Below are 18,307 nucleotides of genomic sequence, written 5' to 3' on the forward strand. Positions count from 1 at the left end.
AGAGCGGATACGAGAAGTGAAGTGTTGTTACCTCACGCCACAACGTGTGACCAAGTAATTATTAGCATAATAAACATATAGTTATTACAACAAATACAGAAAGTAATGAATCGTGACAAACAGCTTAAGCCGGCATATTTGATACGTCAGCATTCCTAAAGAAAGAACTTCAACATAAAGAATTAATACTGTCACAATAAGTTGGTTGCCATTTTGTAGCTCTCCTAAGAGTAGGAAAGTTTAAATGTACTAAGTAATACCAATTCGCTTAATTAAGTGAATTGGAATAAACCCAAGGAGGCAACCTCGGTAAGAAATCTTGAACTTCGTTTGGGTCGGTCGGCTTGATACTTTCAAATTGATTGGGTGGTATACATCGTTCATAAAAAAACCCACGCGATGCGTGGGTTTTTGATAACCAGATAGGTGGTTGCTTATTTGCGCAGCTGGCGAATAACGCGTAGTTGAGCAAGGGCTTCTTCTAGTTGTACCGCAGCTTGTTGATAATCCAACTCACCGGTAGTACCAGAAGCCATTTGCGCTTGCGCTTCACGTTTAGCTTCTTCAGCAGCTTGCTCGTCAAGCTCTTCCGCACGAATAGCAACGTCCGCTAGAACAGTTACTGTTTGTGGTTGAACTTCAAGCGTACCGCCTGCAACGTAGATAACTTCTTCTGAGCTATCTGCTTTAACCAAACGTACCATACCAGGTTTTAGGCCAGTCAGTAGTGGCGCGTGACCTGGATGAATACCAAGCTCACCTTCACTACCTGTCACTTGGATAGTAGTCACAGCGCCAGAGAACAAGCTCTGCTCTGCACTTACTACATCAAGGTGTACTGTCATTGCCATAACAACCTCCTAATTACATGTTTTTAGCTTTATCGATCGCTTCGTCGATTGAGCCAACCATGTAGAATGCCTGCTCAGGCATATCATCGTAATCACCGTTTAGGATGCCCTTAAAGCCAGAGATTGTGTCTTTAAGAGATACGTATTTACCAGGAGCACCTGTAAATACCTCAGCAACGAAGAACGGCTGAGATAGGAAACGCTGGATCTTACGTGCACGAGATACAACTTGCTTATCTTCGTCAGATAGCTCGTCCATACCTAGAATTGCGATGATGTCTTTCAGCTCTTTATAACGCTGAAGAACTGTCTGAACGCCACGTGCTGTGTCGTAGTGCTCTTGACCGATAACTTGTGGGTCAAGCTGACGTGAAGTTGAATCTAGAGGGTCTACCGCAGGATAGATACCTAGAGACGCGATATCACGAGAAAGTACTACTGTCGCATCTAAGTGAGCAAACGTTGTTGCTGGAGATGGGTCAGTCAAGTCATCCGCAGGTACGTATACCGCTTGGATTGAAGTGATTGAACCTGTCTTAGTTGATGCGATACGCTCCTGTAGAACACCCATTTCTTCAGCTAGTGTAGGCTGGTAACCTACTGCTGAAGGCATACGACCTAGAAGTGCTGATACTTCAGTACCTGCTAGTGTATAACGGTAGATGTTATCTACGAAGAATAGTACGTCACGACCTTCGTCACGGAACTTCTCAGCCATTGTTAGACCAGTTAGTGCAACACGTAAACGGTTACCCGGTGGCTCGTTCATCTGACCATATACTAGAGATACTTTGTCTAGTACGTTTGAGTCGTTCATCTCATGGTAGAAGTCATTACCCTCACGAGTACGCTCACCAACACCTGCGAATACTGAGTAACCGCTGTGCTCGATTGCGATGTTACGGATAAGTTCCATCATGTTTACGGTTTTACCTACACCCGCACCACCGAATAGACCAACTTTACCACCTTTAGCGAATGGACATACAAGGTCGATAACCTTGATACCAGTCTCTAGAAGCTCAACAGAGTTGCTTTGATCTTCGTATGATGGTGCTGCACGGTGAATAGACCAACGCTCTTCTTCACCGATAGGACCCGCTTCGTCAATCGCGTCACCAAGTACGTTCATGATACGACCTAGTGTTGCTGTACCAACTGGAACCTTAATTGGCTCAGCTGTACCTTGTACTGGAGTACCACGACGTAGACCGTCAGTACTACCTAGTGCGATACCACGTACCACACCGCCACCTAGCTGCTGTTGCACTTCTAGTGTCAAACCAGCTAAGTCGCCTTCTGTAACTTTTAGTGCGTCATATACGGCTGGCACGTTGTCTTGTGGAAACTCGATGTCCACAACGGCGCCGATAATTTGGACGACCTTACCTAAACTCATGTCTATTCCTCTTATTAAACTTTGCCGAAGCGTTACACGGCAGCCGAACCGCTCACAATCTCACTGATTTCTTGTGTGATTGCGGCTTGACGTGCCTTGTTGTATACCAGCTGTAGCTCATCAATCAGGCCACCTGCGTTATCAGTTGCGGCTTTCATCGCAACCATACGGGCAGCTTGCTCAGAGGCAGCATTCTCAACTACGCCTTGGTAAACCTGAGACTCAATAAAGCGCACAATTAGTGTCTCTAAAATCGCCTCTGGGCTTGGCTCATATAAGTAATCCCAAGCGTGAGCTGATACTTCTTCTTCAGCTTTTGGCAAAGGTAATAACTGATCGATAACAGGCTCTTGTTTCATTGTGTTGACAAACTTGTTGTACACAACGAATAAGCGGTCAATTTTGCCTTCTTCGTATGCATCTAGCATTACTTTTACAGGACCAATTACGTCCTGAATTGAAGGTGCATCTCCCAGCCCTGCCTTTTTGGCTTCAAGCGAACCACCAAAACGTCTAAAGAAACCAGCAGCTTTGCTACCTAGTGTTGCGAACGACGCCTCAACACCTTTTTCTTTCCACGCTTTCACGTCTTTCGCTACACGCTTAAACTCGTTTGAGTTTAAGCCACCACAAAGACCACGGTCTGTAGAGATAACGATATAACCAACTCGTTTCACATCACGTTCTTCAAGGAACGGGTGATGGAAATCAAGATTAGCCTGAGCAACACGACCGATCACTTTGCGTAAGTTTTCAGCGTATGGACGACTAGACGCTACGCGTTCTTGTGCCTTCTTCATTTTAGAAGCGGCAACCATCTCCATTGCGCTGGTGATCTTTTGAGTATTCTTGATACTCCCGATCTTGCTTTTTATCTCTTTTCCGCTGGCCATGACTCTCTCTCCGAATCTCGGTGAGTAGTTACCTACTCACCTTAATAACACATTACCAAGTTTGCGTAGACTTGAACTTCTCAAGAAGCTCTTTAAGCTGCGCTTCGATCTCGGCGTTGTAGTTACCAGTTTCATTGATTTGAGCCATTAGCTCTGCGTACTCGCTCTTAGCAAATGCGATTAGGCTTGCTTCGAAATCAAGGATCTTGTTGATTTCGATATCTTTTAGGAAGCCTTTCTCTACTGCAAATAGCGATAATGACATATCAGCAACAGACATAGGTGCGTACTGTTTCTGCTTCATTAGCTCTGTTACACGCTCACCGTGTTCAAGCTGTGCACGAGTTGCATCATCAAGGTCAGAAGCGAACTGAGAGAACGCCGCTAGTTCACGGTACTGAGCTAGCGCTAGACGGATACCACCACCTAGTTTCTTAACAATCTTAGTTTGAGCTGCACCACCTACACGAGATACCGAGATACCAGCGTTAACCGCTGGACGGATACCTGCGTTGAACAAGTCAGTTTCTAAGAAGATCTGACCGTCAGTGATTGAGATAACGTTGGTAGGTACGAATGCAGAAACGTCACCACCTTGAGTTTCAATGATTGGCAATGCCGTCAATGAACCTGTTTTACCTTTCACTTCACCATTAGTGAACTTCTCAACGTAGTCAGCGTTTACACGAGACGCACGCTCTAGAAGACGTGAGTGAAGATAGAAAACGTCACCTGGGTATGCTTCACGACCTGGTGGACGCTTAAGTAGTAGTGAGATTTGACGGTAAGCAACAGCTTGCTTAGACAAATCATCATATACGATTAGTGCATCTTCACCGCGGTCACGGAAGTATTCACCCATAGTACAACCAGAGAACGGCGCTAGGAATTGTAGCGCTGCAGATTCTGATGCAGAAGCAACTACTACGATAGTGTTTGCAAGTGCACCGTGCTCTTCTAGTTTACGTACTACGTTAGCAATTGTTGACGCTTTTTGACCAACCGCTACGTACACACACTTAACGCCTGTGTCTTTTTGGTTGATGATAGCATCGATTGCTAGTGCTGTTTTACCAGTCTGACGGTCACCGATCACAAGCTCACGCTGACCACGACCAACTGGGATCATCGCATCGATAGACTTATAACCAGTTTGTACTGGCTCATCTACTGATTGACGCTCGATTACGCCAGGTGCGATTTTTTCAACTGGTTCAAAACCATCGTTATCAACAGCGCCTTTACCGTCGATTGGCTCACCTAGCGTGTTAACAACACGACCTAGTAGACCACGGCCTACTGGTACTTCAAGGATACGACCAGTTGATTTAACTTTTACGCCTTCTTTAAGGTCAGCGTATGGACCCATTACTACAGCACCTACTGAGTCACGCTCAAGGTTTAGTGCGATAGCATAACGGTTGCCAGGAAGCTCGATCATCTCACCCTGCATACAGTCAGCAAGACCGTGGATGCGGATGATACCGTCGGTAACAGATACGATAGTACCTTCGTTACGCGCTTCACTTACAACTTCAAACTGCTCAATGCGTTGCTTGATCAGTGCAGAAATTTCTGTGGAATTAAGTTGCATGCTCTTTTTCCCAATTACGATTGTAGCGACGTCGCAAGACGATCTAACTTGCCGCGAACAGAACCGTCGATTACGGTGTCACCGGCTTTAATCACTAGGCCACTTACAATGGCTTCGTCGATGCTACAATTCAGCTTAACTTTGCGTGCGAAACGTTTCTCAAGTGCCGCGACCAATTTTGCTTGCGTATCATCTGCAAGCACTGTTGCCGAAACCACATCTACTTCGATTTCTTTGTCATAGTCTGCTTTTAATTCTGCAAACAATTCTGCAACAGCTGGGATGGCGGCTAAACGCTCATTTTCGGCCATCAGCTTGATAAGATTTTGACCTTGTTCATTGAGTTGCTCAGCACATAACTTGATAATGATTTCAGACTGCTGTGATTCAGTAGCGATGCTACCAAGTAGCGCCTGAACCTGCTCGTCGCTGGTAACTTGACCAGCGAAGAACAGCATTTCATTCCAAGCTTCAACTGTGCCTTTTTCAACGGCAAGTTCAAAAGCCGCTTTAGCGTATGGGCGAGCGATAGTAGTCAATTCAGACATGCTCATACCCTCCTACTTAAAGCTCAGCGACAAGTTTTTCAACGATGTCACTGTGTGTGGCTTGATTGATTTCACGCTCTAAAATCTTCTCAGCGCCTGCGATAGAAAGTGCAGCGACTTGTGAACGCAGCTCTTCTTTCACACGGTTGCGCTCAGACTCAATTTCAGAGTGTCCCTGAGCAATGATTTTTTCACGCTCTTGCTGACCACGAGTAGTCTCTTCGTCAACAATCAGCGCAGCACGCTTCTTAGCTTGTTCGATGATTTCAGCCGCTTGTGCTTTCGCTTCTTTCAACTGTTCAGCACCTTGTGCACGTACGCGCTCAAGTTCTTTCTCAGCTTCATCAGATGCCGCTAAACCATCTTCAATTTTCTTCTGGCGAGCTTCAATCGCACCATTTAGTGGTGGCCATACGAACTTCATACAGAACCATACGAAGACCACAAATGCGATTAATTCACCTATTAGAGTGGCGTTTAAGTTCACGACCGCTCCTCCTTACTTGACAGTTGTTCGTTTCAGGTATTTTGCAATATTAAAGAGCGAACAACATGTACATAGCGATACCTACACCGATCATTGCAACGGCATCGATAAGACCAGCTAGGATGAACATTTTAACTTGTAGTGAAGGCGCAAGCTCAGGTTGACGAGCACATGCTTCTAGGAACTTACCACCCATGTTACCGAAGCCTAGTGCAGTACCGATAGCACCAAAACCGATTAGTAGTGCAACAGCGATAAGTTTAATAGCAACTGCGATTTCCATTTTTATCTCCAAAGTTTTAATAGTAAATTAAAGTTTAAGTTTAAATTTAAGTTGTAAAAATCTTTATTATTCAGCAGATTAGTGACTTTTTGTACTAGCCATGCTGAGGTAAACGATAGTCAGCATCATAAATACAAATGCCTGAAGTACGATTACCATAATGTGGAATACTGCCCACACGAAGTGCAGTGGTAACTGCATCAAACCAATTGCACCGATAAGGATGAAGATCATCTCACCTGCGTATAAGTTACCGAACAAACGTAGTGCTAGCGAGAACGGCTTAGCAACCAATGCGATTGTTTCAAGTAGTAAGTTAAACGGGATCAACACTGCCATCATTAGTTTGTTTTTAGAGCTAAATGGGTGCAATGTTAATTCTGCAATAAAGCCACCGATACCTTTGATTTTAATTGAATAACCGATCATCAGAATAAACACGCCTAGCGCCAGTGCTGCTGTCATGTTTAGGTCTGTTGTAGGTACAATCTTCATGTACACATCGTGTGAATCCATACCAAATGCTTGTTCACCAACAAAGCCAGCGAATGCAGGTAGGAAGTCAACTGGAATCAAATCCATCAAGTTCATTAGGAATACCCAAACGAAGACCGTTAGGGCTAAAGGTGCAACTAACTTGCTATTACCATGATAAGTGTCACGTACGTTGGCACCAACGAACTCAACAACCATCTCGATAAAGCACTGGAATTTACCAGGAACACCTATAGTGGATTTTTTAGCGGCACTTCGGAAGATCCATAAAAATATCAGACCTAAACCGATTGACCATGCGAGGGTATCTACATGCCATGTCCAGAAACCACTATCCGCACATGCTTTGTTGAAGGCAAGACCGGCATCGGTCGAGCACATCTTGGCATTGGTCAAGTGGTGCTGAATATGGCTTGATAGAGTAACTTCTTCTGCAGCCATGTTTTATCCCAAAAGTTAATGATTAAAAAAAATCAGGACCAACCATTGTGTCAGCATCACGAGCATATACGCGCCAAAGAAAGGCAGCATCATTACTGAAAAATGCTTAAAAATCAGTGCAAAGAGCACAACAGTTAGCAAAAATTTTAATCCATTTCCTCGTTTTATCGAGGAATATACTTGATTTGCTTTGCTTGCACCCATAAATCGAAAGGCGTAAGCAGCAAATACAAAATTAGGGAGTACCAACACAGCGCCGCCAGCTAATGCTGAAACTCCGGCTTGTACTCCCCAACCTATAAAAACGATTACTGCAGCGACTAATGCTACGATACCCTGAATCAAAACACCTTGTAATGCGGCTCGCCTGTATGGGCGGGCTAACGAATGAGTCACTTTATATTAACCTTAATGACGTTAAATTTTATCAGGGTATGAAAACTGGCGAAATTATACTTGTTTCTGCTTAATTTGCAACTTGACGAGGCGAAATGTGACGTTTTTTGGACGCCAAATAGGTCAAAATTTGTTAGGGAGGAAGGCTTAAATTAAAGCCTGTACAAGAGTGGCTATTTTTCCATCAAAGTTCTTCGTATTCTCGCTATTTCGCAGCATATCGGTGAAGAAATAGCGGCGCAAAATAAAGCACCGCATTCACGGATTAGTCAATTGGTTAAGTTTACCGTTAGTCAGCTTCATTCATTTCAGGGTTAATACGCCCCAAAATACCATCAAGCTCATCCAAACTAGCATAGGAAATAACCAGTTTACCTTTGCCTTTTTGGTTGTAGTTGATCTCAACTTTTGCGCCTAAGTTTTCCTGTAATTGCTGTTCAAGCAGCTTCACATCAGGATCTTTTTGCTTCGCTTCTTTTTTCTCAACAGGCTCTAAAATGGTGCGAACCAGTTTTTCGGTTTCTCTTACGGTTAATCCCTTGGCCACAGCAGTTCTTGCCGCTTCAGATTGCGCCTCACCAGTTAGGGCAAGTAAACAACGAGCATGGCCCATTTCTATGTCGCCATGTTCCAACAAGATTTTTACATCATCGTTGAGATTGTTGAGACGAAGTAAATTGGTGACCGTTGTACGCGATTTACCCACCGCATCGGCAACTTGCTGATGCGTGAGTTCAAATTCATTTAGCAATCTATCTAGAGCAATTGCTTCTTCCATTGCATTGAGGTCTTCACGCTGAATGTTTTCAATAAGCGCAATTGCAACAGCCGCTTCATCCGGCACATCTTTGATTAAACAAGGAACGGTATCTTGCTTTGCCAGTTGTGCCGCACGCCAGCGTCTCTCACCGGCAATAATTTCAAAGCTTTGCGTGGTAACTTTACGCACCACAATAGGCTGTAAAATCCCTTGTGAACGGATCGAACTCGCCAGTTCCTCAAGTGCCTGTTCAGACATATCTTTACGCGGCTGATATTTACCCGGCTTTAGCCACTCAATAGGTAATCGTTGTAACTCTTGTTCAACCGCCGATTCGGCAGGTGCTTCACTGACTGTCGCGACCGCTTCTTGTTGATTAGGCACAGGTGCCGCAGCACTTGGATTAGGTTTAGCTGAGCTGAGTAGGGCATCCAACCCTCGGCCTAAACCACGTTTTTTAACCGACATGTTCTTTTTATCCTCTTAGGCAACCGCAGCCGCTTGCTTTTCTTTGCGTCTTAGCATTTCACCCGCTAGCGCTAGATAAGCTTTCGCACCGCTTGATGCTCTATCATAATACATCGCAGGCGCTCCAAAACTTGGCGCCTCCGCTAATCGCACATTACGAGGGATCACAGTCCGGTACACTTTATCGCCAAAGTGTTGTTTTAACTGCTCAGATACGTCGTTAGCTAGACGATTACGCGGGTCGTACATAGTGCGCAAAATGCCTTCAATTTGCAATCCTGGATTCACCAACTTACCGAGTTGGGTAATGGTGTCCATTAAAGCTGTTAATCCCTCCAGTGCATAATATTCACACTGCATCGGAACTAAAACCGCATCGGCGGCAGCCATGGCATTTACCGTTAGCATATTTAATGAAGGTGGACAGTCGATGAATATATACTCATATTTATCTTTTATCGTCTCAAGGGCGTTGCGTAGTCTCACTTCGCGCGCAAACAACTCCATCAGTTTGACTTCTGCCGCGGTTACATCCCCATTCGCTGCGATCAGATGATACTCACCACTGGTTTCTGTGGTGATCACTTGATCCATAGGCGCTTCTTCGATCAACAGATCATAAACCGTTGCAACATCGGCGTATTTATCAACGCCACTGCCCATGGTTGCATTACCTTGGGGATCGAGATCGATCAACAGAACTTTACGTTTAGTCGCCGCCATGGACGCGGCTAAATTCACCGCAGTGGTTGTTTTACCAACACCACCTTTTTGGTTTGCTATTGCAATGACTCTTGCCACATTGTCCTCGACAATTAATCTTTAGAAAGAATGATTAAATGGCGCTCACCTTCAAGCTTGGGCACCACTAAACTAATATCTTGCGATAAACTCACGCCGTTTGGTAATTGTTCTAGCTCATCCGCAGGGTATTGACCCTTTAGTGCTAAGAATACACCTTGGTTATCGATTAAATGTGAACACCACTGGATCATATCTTGTAGTGATGCAAAAGCACGGCTGAGTACACCGTCTAATTTAACACTTGGCTGATATTCTTCAACTCGAGACTGCACTGGGGTAACATTCTCAATGCCAAGCCCATGTTTTACCTGCATTAAAAATCGAACTCTTTTACCAAGGCTATCAAGAAGAACAAAATTGATGTCCGGTCTAGCTATCGCTAAAACCATACCCGGTAAACCCGGTCCGGTGCCAACATCAATATAGTTACTGCCTGTTAAGTGTGGCGCAACAACCAAAGAATCCATGATGTGTTTCACCATCATTTCTTTTGGGTCACGAACGGAAGTGAGGTTGTAGGCTTTGTTCCATTTATCCAGCAGCTGGACATATTCGACCAACTGCTGCTTTTGTTGTTCGCTGAGCTCGATAGAGGTATCAGCGAGTAATTCATTCAATTGTTCTAGTAACACAGTGTTCCACTGCTATTACGCCGACTTACGTAATAGCCCTTGCTTTTTCAGATACACTAATAATAGCGAAATAGCAGCAGGGGTGATACCAGAAATACGTGAAGCTTGGCCAATCGTTTGTGGACGAGCATCACTTAGCTTTGCCACAACCTCATTTGACAAGCCGCTTACCTGAGCATAATCAAACTCAGCAGGCAGTAATGTCTCTTCATGACGAAGCTGTTTATTAATCTCATCTTGTTGGCGTGCAATGTAACCGGCGTACTTAGTTTGGATCTCAACCTGTTCAAGGGCTGGAATATTATCAAACTCAGATCCTAATCCTTCAATTGCCATCAGGTCGTGATAATTAACCTCAGGACGGCGGATCAGATCTTCAAGACTGGCTTCGCGTACCAGTGGTTTTTTCAATAATCCATTTACCGCTTCAAGTGCAGGGTGATCTTTATGGATCCAAGTATTGCGTAGACGCTGTGCTTCTTGTTCCATAACTTCAAGCTTGTCGTTGTATGCAGCCCAGCGTTCATCGTCAACTAAACCTAATTCGCGACCTTTTTCCGTTAGACGTAAATCCGCATTGTCTTCACGCAGTAACAAACGGTATTCAGCACGCGAGGTAAACATACGATAAGGTTCTTTTGTACCAAGCGTTGCTAAGTCGTCAATCAACACACCGGCATAAGCTTCATCACGGCGCGGTGTCCATGCTTCACGGCCTTGAACTTGAAGGGCTGCGTTCATACCCGCAATCAAACCTTGAGCACCAGCTTCTTCATAACCGGTTGTACCATTTATTTGACCAGCGAAGAATAAGCCATTGATAAACTTAGTTTCTAATGATTGCTTTAGGTCACGAGGATCGAAGAAGTCGTACTCAATTGCATAACCTGGACGACAAATATGCGCATTCTCAAAGCCTTTAATAGAACGCACGATCTCCAGTTGGATATCAAATGGTAAGCTGGTGGAGATACCATTTGGATACAGCTCGTATGACGTTAAGCCTTCAGGCTCTACGAAGATCTGATGTTTTTCTTTATCAGCAAAACGCACAATCTTATCTTCGATTGAAGGGCAGTAACGCGGACCAATCCCCTCAATCACGCCAGCATACATCGGCGAACGATGTAAGTTATTGCGGATCACATCATGGGTTTTTTCATTGGTATAGGTGATATAACAAGGGATCTGTTTTGGATGATCAGACACTTTGCCCATAAACGAGAAAACCGGAGTAGGGGTATCGCCTGGTTGCTCTTGCATCACTGAAAAATCAACTGTTCTTGCATCGATACGTGGTGGGGTACCTGTTTTTAGACGATCAACTCTAAAAGGCATTTCACGTAAACGCTCAGCCAAAGCGATAGAAGGAGGATCGCCAGCACGGCCGCCTTTGAAGTTTTCTAAACCAATATGGATCTGGCCACCCAAGAAAGTACCAACCGTTAGCACCACTGAAGAAGCACTAAAGCGTAAACCCATTTGAGTTACGACACCTTTGACCTGATCGCCTTCAACAATCAGATCATCACAAGATTGTTGGAAGATCTTTAAGTTTTCTTGATGTTGCAAAATGTCTTGGATCGCCGCTTTATACAATGCGCGATCTGCCTGAGCACGAGTCGCTCGTACCGCAGGGCCTTTCGATGAATTAAGCGTTCGAAATTGGATCCCACCTTTGTCGATTGCTTTGGCCATTGCACCACCAAGCGCATCGATCTCTTTAACCAAATGACCTTTACCAATCCCACCAATAGCTGGGTTACACGACATTTGGCCTAAGGTATCCATATTGTGTGTTAACAATAAGGTATTCATACCCATACGTGCAGCTGCAAGTGCAGCTTCAGTGCCTGCGTGTCCACCACCAACAACGATGACATCAAAATGTTCATGATAAATCATTTACGGGATCCTACTTAAAACAACCGAGCAAATTTAGAAAGGATGCGTATTCTACCTAGAATTAACCAGAAGTGAAATGGTTAAACTTTGCACAACGCAAAAAAGAGATCACTTAAAATATATAAGGATCTTTTTAAAGATCTTTATTGATCTTACTACTACTGATCCTTTGATCTGTGAATAGTTTTGTATTCCTGTTTAGATCCAACTGCTTAACTAAGATCAATTGGTGTGAATTAGATCGGATCAATGGGCTTAAAACCTTTGATCAACTTGGCACTTTATTCACAGGGCTAGATCTGAATTATTTTATCCAATGGATAAGTAAGCGTAGATCAGCAGTTAGATCATAGGTTATCCACAATACGATCTAAAATAGACTGAATTTGTGAATAACTTCTGTGTATTTCAATGTTGCAGCGTTAAGCGACACATTCAACAAACTTAGGTAACCAAGCAATAGCGGTATCTTCTGGTAGATCTGGGTGTAAAACGTCGATCTTTTCTATGTCTAACAGCTGTGTTGCACCTTTTTCTTTAAGTAGATCAGCAAGATTAATAGCTGCATGATTAAAGGTGTCATAACTTGAATCACCAATTCCTACTACCGCAAAGCGTAACTGGCTTAGATCCGAGCTCGCTTTTAATGCTGATATAAAAGGTAATAAGTTTTCTGGATAGTCACCGGCCCCATAGGTTGATGTCACCACCAGCCAAAGTGCTTGCTGACAAGCTTCAAGCTCAGGTTTTTCATGCAAATTCACGGTATAACCTTGAGATTCAAGCGATTCCATTAGCTGTTCAGCAACGTATTCTGCTGATCCCATTTGGCTGCCTACAATAAGATCTAAAGTTTGCATTGTTACCCTTACCTAAGTCGTATTGCGCGCCATCTTAGCGTTTAACGTGAATATGTAAAGAGGGCTTTGAAGTTATTGGATAAAAATATTTGCACAAATAGTGTGTAATTTTTAGTGTTTTTACTTATCCTTATGAAATAAAAGCAGAAAATAAAATATTCCTAAGCTTAACTCGGTGATTTATTTGTGGATAATCTATGGGATAGCTGAGCCTAAAAATACTTTTATAAGCTAAGGCACATGCTTGAAACGGTAAGAACTTCGCTGTTTTTGAACAAATTTTGAGGTTGTGGATGAGGTGTTGTGGATAACGATCTAAAAGCTGGAAGTCGATCCAGTCTTTTAGATCTATATAGTTAGATCCATATAATAAAAGAATCTAAAAAAGCGGTCAGATCTTGTGATTTATTTAGTTTGACAGCCAAGTTGTGCGGACTGATTGCTCAAATAAGAAGTCTACAGCATGTTCTTCGAGCAGCCTTCTGGTGGCTGATTCTTGTAGTGCTATCACATGATCGCTGAGAGCATTACCCGATGAGATACGTTTGACTCCTAACTCTGCTAACGCCTGTTTATCACTAAATCCGGGCAACAGCATCACATTGACTGGAATTGAAAGCAGGGCTGTTAGGTGTTTTATCATCGTGGTGTCGGTTAAACCGGGAATAAAAAAGCCATCGCAACCCGCTGCTTGATAGGCGAGTGCACGCTCATGCAGCGTCGCTTCAGTCCACTGTGGTTGTAAGCAAAGATCGCAACGGGCATTAATAAAAAATTGATCGAAACCGCCATGACGTAAAGCTTGTTTGATTGCCTGCAATAACGCTTGGTGTGCCTTTATATCGCGTAAGCTGTTCTGGTGACTGGGTTTGTCTTCAATATTGATACCGGCAACGCCAAGGTCGGCCAATTGGATAATATGTTTGATGATCTGATTTAGATCCGCGCTGTAGCCTGCCTCAATATCAACACTCAATGGAATAGTGATCACCTTAAGGATGGCACTTACTGTTTGTAGTACATGGTCAAATGTGAGTTGTTCTCCATCTTTGTAGCCCTGATGATTAGACATACCCCAGCTTGTTGTCGCAACGGCCTGACCACCAGCCTGTTCGATGATAAGCGCTGATGATGGATCCCAGCAGTTAGCTAGAAAAAGCGGGGATGATTGTTGGTGTAGTGCATTGAAAGTTGTAGATAGAGCCATTTTATTTCTCCTAAGTTGCAGCGCTTAGGATACCTAGTGTACGGGTATTGGACTGGCTAGATTGAGCACTTAACGTGATTGGGTAGATTTGCGGTTATCGCTCAGATCCTTATTATAAGTGTGCTGCTCTTTACTTTTTATTAATATTTATCAAAAACTTAACGATAAGTTTGATGTTGACCTAGTTATATGGATTCGAAATAATAGTGTTGATATTAAGGAACTACAAAAGGTAAAACATGGATAAGGGTCTGCACATTAGTGCTGCTGAAAATTGGTACTCATTTCGTATTAATGTATCTGGAGAGTTGGAATTTAAACGCGTTGCACTGTGGGCTGCTGATAAACAGGGCTCTGTCAGAGGGTTAGTCTCTGGTACAGCCAACAAAAAATTCGCCAACTATTTATACAATGCGCCATACGCACACGGTGGTTATATTCATTGGGATGATATGACACCCGATCAACAAAAAAAAGCAAAGCAGGACTGTCAAATAGATATCGACAGGTTAAAGGAGCTGCAAGCTGAGGATGCTAACGCGTAGCTGCCACTCGCTGTGTTTAGCATTTACTTGAAATTGCCGCAGTTCACAAAGCTGCGCTTCATTCTCTTTTTCTTCTCTATAGTCCGATTAGTACGGCTATACGTCAAATTCAATTAGAAATAACGACATGAACCAATTCGATAAAAACCAGATAATCACGCTGGATATCCAAAACCCGCAACAAATCAAATTAGCATTAGCTCAGTATAAGGCTTTGTTGGACAGTGATAAGGCCTGTTTTAACAGTCAGTTTGATGTTGAGTTTAAGCAACTTGATGAAGCGGGGATGCGCCGTTTGCAACCGCAAGATAGTGGCAACAACCTAAAGTTGCTTCAATCTGCATTAGATTTAGGCCAAGAAGGCGGTGCGCACCACTATGACCACACCATACTTGATGATACCGAAAACTATATTTCTGAGGTCATTTTATTTGCAGCAGCGCTGCAATACCCTGAGATCAAACAAGCTGTTGTAGAAGCCGCCAAGGCAATAGTGGCCTATAGTCGCCGCCAAAATGACACTGATGAAATGTGGCTTGATGATATGCGGGTATTTGGCGTTGAAGCTTTGTATATGCTTGCAAAGACGGATATACAGTACGCCTATTTGCTAGCACAATACTTTGTGCCTTATTGGGATGATGAACATGCATGCGGTTATGAAAGCTATTTAAGTGTATTGCTACACGAGCACGGTTGGCATCGTGAAATGATCAAAGCATTTATTTGGTGTGACAACGATACCTTTAGATCTGGCATGTTCAAAAATGATCAATACAGTGAAGAATGTGACTACCAGCCGCTTGGGGAATATTTACGCGAAAATCCTGAGAGTTATGAGCAATTTAAAGCATTAGTCATTGCACGTTTTCAAGCTGAGCCCGTATTACTTGCCCATGTCGATACCATGTGTGATGAGGATGAAGAAGAAGATCTGAGTAGTCATCAGCCTGTGATCTCTTTGTATCAATCGCTATTCCCCCATAGCTGTTTTTATGACGATGAAGAGGCTAAAGACAGCTTTATGGCAATGCCATTTTTTGGCAGTACCCTCGAAAATGAAGCGTATGATTTACAGCAAAAAGTCCAATCACAGGTTGCAGGCCCATTAGTTAAAATTGCACAGAGTGCCATTGCTGCTCGCGCAAATTATCGTGCTTATCTAGCCAGAGGTGAGCGTAAATATGAGCTTAACTATGGTACTAATTTGCTGAAACCTTTAGTGCTGGCTATGCCCCAAGGCGAAGTATTGTGGCGCTACATTGAAACTGGGGAACCACAAACAGTATTGGAAACAATCTGTGAAGTAAATGTGCTTGAATTAGCGAAAGTGCATGCCAGTGACATGGCTGAGCATCTTATTGATCAATTGAGTAGTTTTGAGCGCAATAATCAAGGCATAGTCGAGGAGCTGGAGTCGGTGCTCAGCCTTGTGCGAGGCGATCTACTTACAGATCACTTCAGTGAAGAAGCTGAATATACACAACCAAATGGCATGGTGTTGACGCTTGCGGTACGCAACGATGCAGAAAATAACTTACTACAAGCTCGTGCTGAGCAGTACCTTCGCGTGATTGATGTATTTTACCATGCCCTAGGCAAGCGTGAGTTTTGCAAATATATGATGGCATCACTTACCGAAGGTGATGAAGCTCTACTCTCGAGAGAAGCCTATTATCAGCGTTATACTCAACTCTCCGTGTCTGATATCAAGAGCGCGGCTGAAAATGCTAAAGCCAAAAATATCCAGTCGATATTTCGTCACTTCACCAACCAAGATGAATTACTGTGTCGCAAGCATCTTAAGTTGGTCAATGAGCATTTCCGCTCATCGCGTGCGCTGTGCCACCCAAAGCAATGGCCGCAATTGGATATGGGATTAATTACACTGGCCAGCTATCACCTGCACAGTGATTATAATCAGCATATTGGCGATGATATTACTGAGGCACTAGCAAATTATCTTAACGACAATCATATTTGGCAACTCGCTGCCCAGCACATCATTCAGAAATGTCATAAAAAGTCCGATCATTATAACCCTGATAACTTAGGATTGTCTGAGGCACAAATAACGCGGATCTGTGATTACTTTACTGCAGACACGCCGCAAGATGATTTAAGCAGTTTATTGACATTAGTGCAGCCGCAGTTGTATCGAGATGAGTGTTGTCGTGGCGATCTTTACCTAAACAAGTTTAGTGAAAAGCAGTCAAGCTATCAGCTTTTTAAAGATCATGATGATGATTTCCAACGCTTTACCCTAACGGCATTTTGGTTGCGACAGCTACCTTTACCCCTACAATACAAAGCGGATCGTTTATGGCAATTTATTATTGCACTAGCGCCAGTTAGGGTTGCACGCAATGTGCTTCGTGCTTATTCGGATGATCATTGGAGCATAGAGTTTGACACTATACTCGATGAAATTGAGGTCTACGAACAGTTAAGTAAAGCTGGAATAGATGGCGGTATACTGAATGCCTATGAAATGAGCAACCAACGTTATAACTCCGAACGTTACTTGAATTGGATAGAGATTTACAGCGAAATAGCCAGTGATGATAACAGTATGTTTGGCAGCATGGGACGTAACAAAGCCAAAGCTATGGAGCAGGGACTCGCATATATCAATGAGCGCACGAAAATTGAGTTTTTACATCATGTGTCGCTTAAACACCCGGAAGTTGAGCTTGATTTCAGCCATGATTTACAACGCGCGATTGATATTTTTGTGCAATTAAACCTGCACTCTTGGGAGCATGCGTTAGCACAGGAATTAGGTCGGGATTGTCTATATTTCGGTGAAGGTGAAAAGTTACCAAAGAAGCTGCATAAAGCCATTGTAGCGGATAGCCTCTCAATACACGATAAACCTTGCCATGTTGATGGTCGAAGTTGGGAAGCGTGCACTGTGTTACAAAAGCAAGGAGACAATTACGTTATTGTGATGGCCGATCATGAGGTACCGCTTGCTTGGTATGAAGAAAGGCTGCCATCTGGGCCGTTACTGATATTTTCAGAGCAGCTTGAGCGTGCGGCTATTATAAAACGCGTGGCTGAGCTGCAAGTGCAGTCCAATCGCATTAACGCGATTGTTGAGCAAACGATGGCTTATCTACATAACGAGGTCGAGTTTGATGTCATGGCTGCGCTGTTTAAAGGGCAAATTTCCACCGAGTTTATGCGTATCGATGCCGATGAATATCAAATGTATAGTCTTCGTCAGTTTGTGTGGATGTTAGATGCTGAGCGTCGCAACAAACTGGTACGTCTGCTTCTTAATCATGATTATCGGGGCTTTAAATTAATTGAAGCGCAAATGGAACAACCTTGGCTATTACATCAACTGGCACACAATGAGATAGATTTTGAAACTTACCTATCGAAAAGCGGTGAATATGAAGGCGAAGCGTCCGAAACCGGCATGGCATTTTTGCTCACCTGGTTATTTGATATAGGCGTTAAACCCGAACATTTGGTGCTGTTTTGTATTAAGCGCAGTCACTTTGACGTATGTCGTGAATTTATCGTGGCACATGCTCGTGGCCAATATGGCAGTTTTAAACAGAGTTTGAGCTATTTATATGCTGATCGCCGCGCTGAACTTCCTGAAATATTCAGCCAAGCAGCAGACGCTGAAGCATTGCTAGCTCCATTAAGAAAAGACAAATCTCGCAAGGTAAAAGAAGCGGTAAACCAATACGCTAGTTAGTGTGTAGTCATACGCCCAAAAAAG

At 43.5% G+C, this 18,307-nt stretch carries 17 protein-coding genes; 2 read left to right on the forward strand and 15 right to left on the reverse strand.

Annotated features, from left to right (window positions below):
- Window positions 1-434: 434 nt before the first annotated feature.
- The 15 genes from MHN30_RS14800 to MHN30_RS14870 all read right to left on the reverse strand — a co-directional run bounded on the left by MHN30_RS14800 (window position 435) and on the right by MHN30_RS14870 (window position 14,023).
- Complete coding sequence (locus tag MHN30_RS14800; RefSeq protein WP_010376888.1) at window positions 435-851, reverse strand: F0F1 ATP synthase subunit epsilon; 417 nt, start codon at window positions 849-851, stop codon at window positions 435-437.
- A gap of 13 nt (window positions 852-864) precedes the next feature.
- Window positions 865-2,250: a F0F1 ATP synthase subunit beta gene (atpD, locus tag MHN30_RS14805; protein ID WP_017218546.1), complete on the reverse strand. Its 1,386-nt coding sequence runs from the start codon at window positions 2,248-2,250 to the stop codon at window positions 865-867.
- 32 nt (window positions 2,251-2,282) lie between these two features.
- Window positions 2,283-3,143 (reverse strand): F0F1 ATP synthase subunit gamma, encoded by an 861-nt coding sequence (gene atpG, locus MHN30_RS14810; protein ID WP_010604140.1) that lies wholly within the window; start codon window positions 3,141-3,143, stop codon window positions 2,283-2,285.
- Between the two features lie 52 nt (window positions 3,144-3,195).
- Entirely contained in the window at window positions 3,196-4,737 is a 1,542-nt protein-coding gene (gene atpA, locus MHN30_RS14815; protein ID WP_010376884.1) for a F0F1 ATP synthase subunit alpha, read from the reverse strand.
- 14 nt (window positions 4,738-4,751) lie between these two features.
- The gene (gene atpH, locus MHN30_RS14820) at window positions 4,752-5,285 is read right to left on the reverse strand and encodes a F0F1 ATP synthase subunit delta (protein ID WP_010604141.1); all 534 of its coding nucleotides are present in this window, start codon (window positions 5,283-5,285) and stop codon (window positions 4,752-4,754) included.
- A gap of 16 nt (window positions 5,286-5,301) precedes the next feature.
- Window positions 5,302-5,772 (reverse strand): F0F1 ATP synthase subunit B, encoded by a 471-nt coding sequence (atpF, locus tag MHN30_RS14825; protein WP_010376882.1) that lies wholly within the window; start codon window positions 5,770-5,772, stop codon window positions 5,302-5,304.
- Window positions 5,773-5,821: 49 nt separating this feature from the next.
- The gene (gene atpE / locus MHN30_RS14830) at window positions 5,822-6,055 is read right to left on the reverse strand and encodes a F0F1 ATP synthase subunit C (RefSeq protein ID WP_010376881.1); all 234 of its coding nucleotides are present in this window, start codon (window positions 6,053-6,055) and stop codon (window positions 5,822-5,824) included.
- A 78-nt stretch (window positions 6,056-6,133) separates the two neighbouring features.
- Window positions 6,134-6,991, reverse strand: coding sequence for a F0F1 ATP synthase subunit A (gene atpB, locus MHN30_RS14835; protein WP_069021955.1), 858 nt, complete (start codon window positions 6,989-6,991; stop codon window positions 6,134-6,136).
- A 15-nt stretch (window positions 6,992-7,006) separates the two neighbouring features.
- Window positions 7,007-7,387 (reverse strand): ATP synthase subunit I, encoded by a 381-nt coding sequence (locus tag MHN30_RS14840; protein WP_010604145.1) that lies wholly within the window; start codon window positions 7,385-7,387, stop codon window positions 7,007-7,009.
- 289 nt (window positions 7,388-7,676) lie between these two features.
- Window positions 7,677-8,615 carry a ParB/RepB/Spo0J family partition protein gene (locus MHN30_RS14845; RefSeq protein WP_017218543.1) on the reverse strand — a complete coding sequence of 313 codons (939 nt, stop codon included), beginning with the start codon at window positions 8,613-8,615 and terminating at the stop codon, window positions 7,677-7,679.
- Between the two features lie 15 nt (window positions 8,616-8,630).
- Window positions 8,631-9,416, reverse strand: a complete 786-nt coding sequence (locus MHN30_RS14850) for a ParA family protein (RefSeq protein WP_010376876.1) — start codon at window positions 9,414-9,416, stop codon at window positions 8,631-8,633.
- A 14-nt stretch (window positions 9,417-9,430) separates the two neighbouring features.
- Window positions 9,431-10,051, reverse strand: a complete 621-nt coding sequence (gene rsmG, locus MHN30_RS14855; protein WP_010376874.1) for a 16S rRNA (guanine(527)-N(7))-methyltransferase RsmG — start codon at window positions 10,049-10,051, stop codon at window positions 9,431-9,433.
- A gap of 15 nt (window positions 10,052-10,066) precedes the next feature.
- Window positions 10,067-11,956 carry a tRNA uridine-5-carboxymethylaminomethyl(34) synthesis enzyme MnmG gene (mnmG, locus tag MHN30_RS14860; protein WP_010604147.1) on the reverse strand — a complete coding sequence of 630 codons (1,890 nt, stop codon included), beginning with the start codon at window positions 11,954-11,956 and terminating at the stop codon, window positions 10,067-10,069.
- Window positions 11,957-12,378: 422 nt separating this feature from the next.
- Window positions 12,379-12,816, reverse strand: a complete 438-nt coding sequence (gene mioC / locus MHN30_RS14865) for an FMN-binding protein MioC (protein WP_010604148.1) — start codon at window positions 12,814-12,816, stop codon at window positions 12,379-12,381.
- A gap of 409 nt (window positions 12,817-13,225) precedes the next feature.
- Window positions 13,226-14,023, reverse strand: a complete 798-nt coding sequence (locus MHN30_RS14870; protein WP_239360149.1) for an isocitrate lyase/phosphoenolpyruvate mutase family protein — start codon at window positions 14,021-14,023, stop codon at window positions 13,226-13,228.
- A gap of 239 nt (window positions 14,024-14,262) precedes the next feature.
- Between MHN30_RS14870 and MHN30_RS14875 the strand changes: the two genes are divergently transcribed.
- Window positions 14,263-14,568, forward strand: a complete 306-nt coding sequence (locus MHN30_RS14875; protein WP_239360150.1) for a hypothetical protein — start codon at window positions 14,263-14,265, stop codon at window positions 14,566-14,568.
- Between the two features lie 127 nt (window positions 14,569-14,695).
- Window positions 14,696-18,283: a hypothetical protein gene (locus MHN30_RS14880; protein ID WP_239360151.1), complete on the forward strand. Its 3,588-nt coding sequence runs from the start codon at window positions 14,696-14,698 to the stop codon at window positions 18,281-18,283.
- The last annotated feature ends 24 nt before the right edge of the window (window positions 18,284-18,307 follow it).

Source organism: Pseudoalteromonas sp. OF7H-1, from assembly GCF_022347825.1.
GTDB classification, from domain to species: Bacteria; Pseudomonadota; Gammaproteobacteria; order Enterobacterales; family Alteromonadaceae; genus Pseudoalteromonas; species Pseudoalteromonas maricaloris.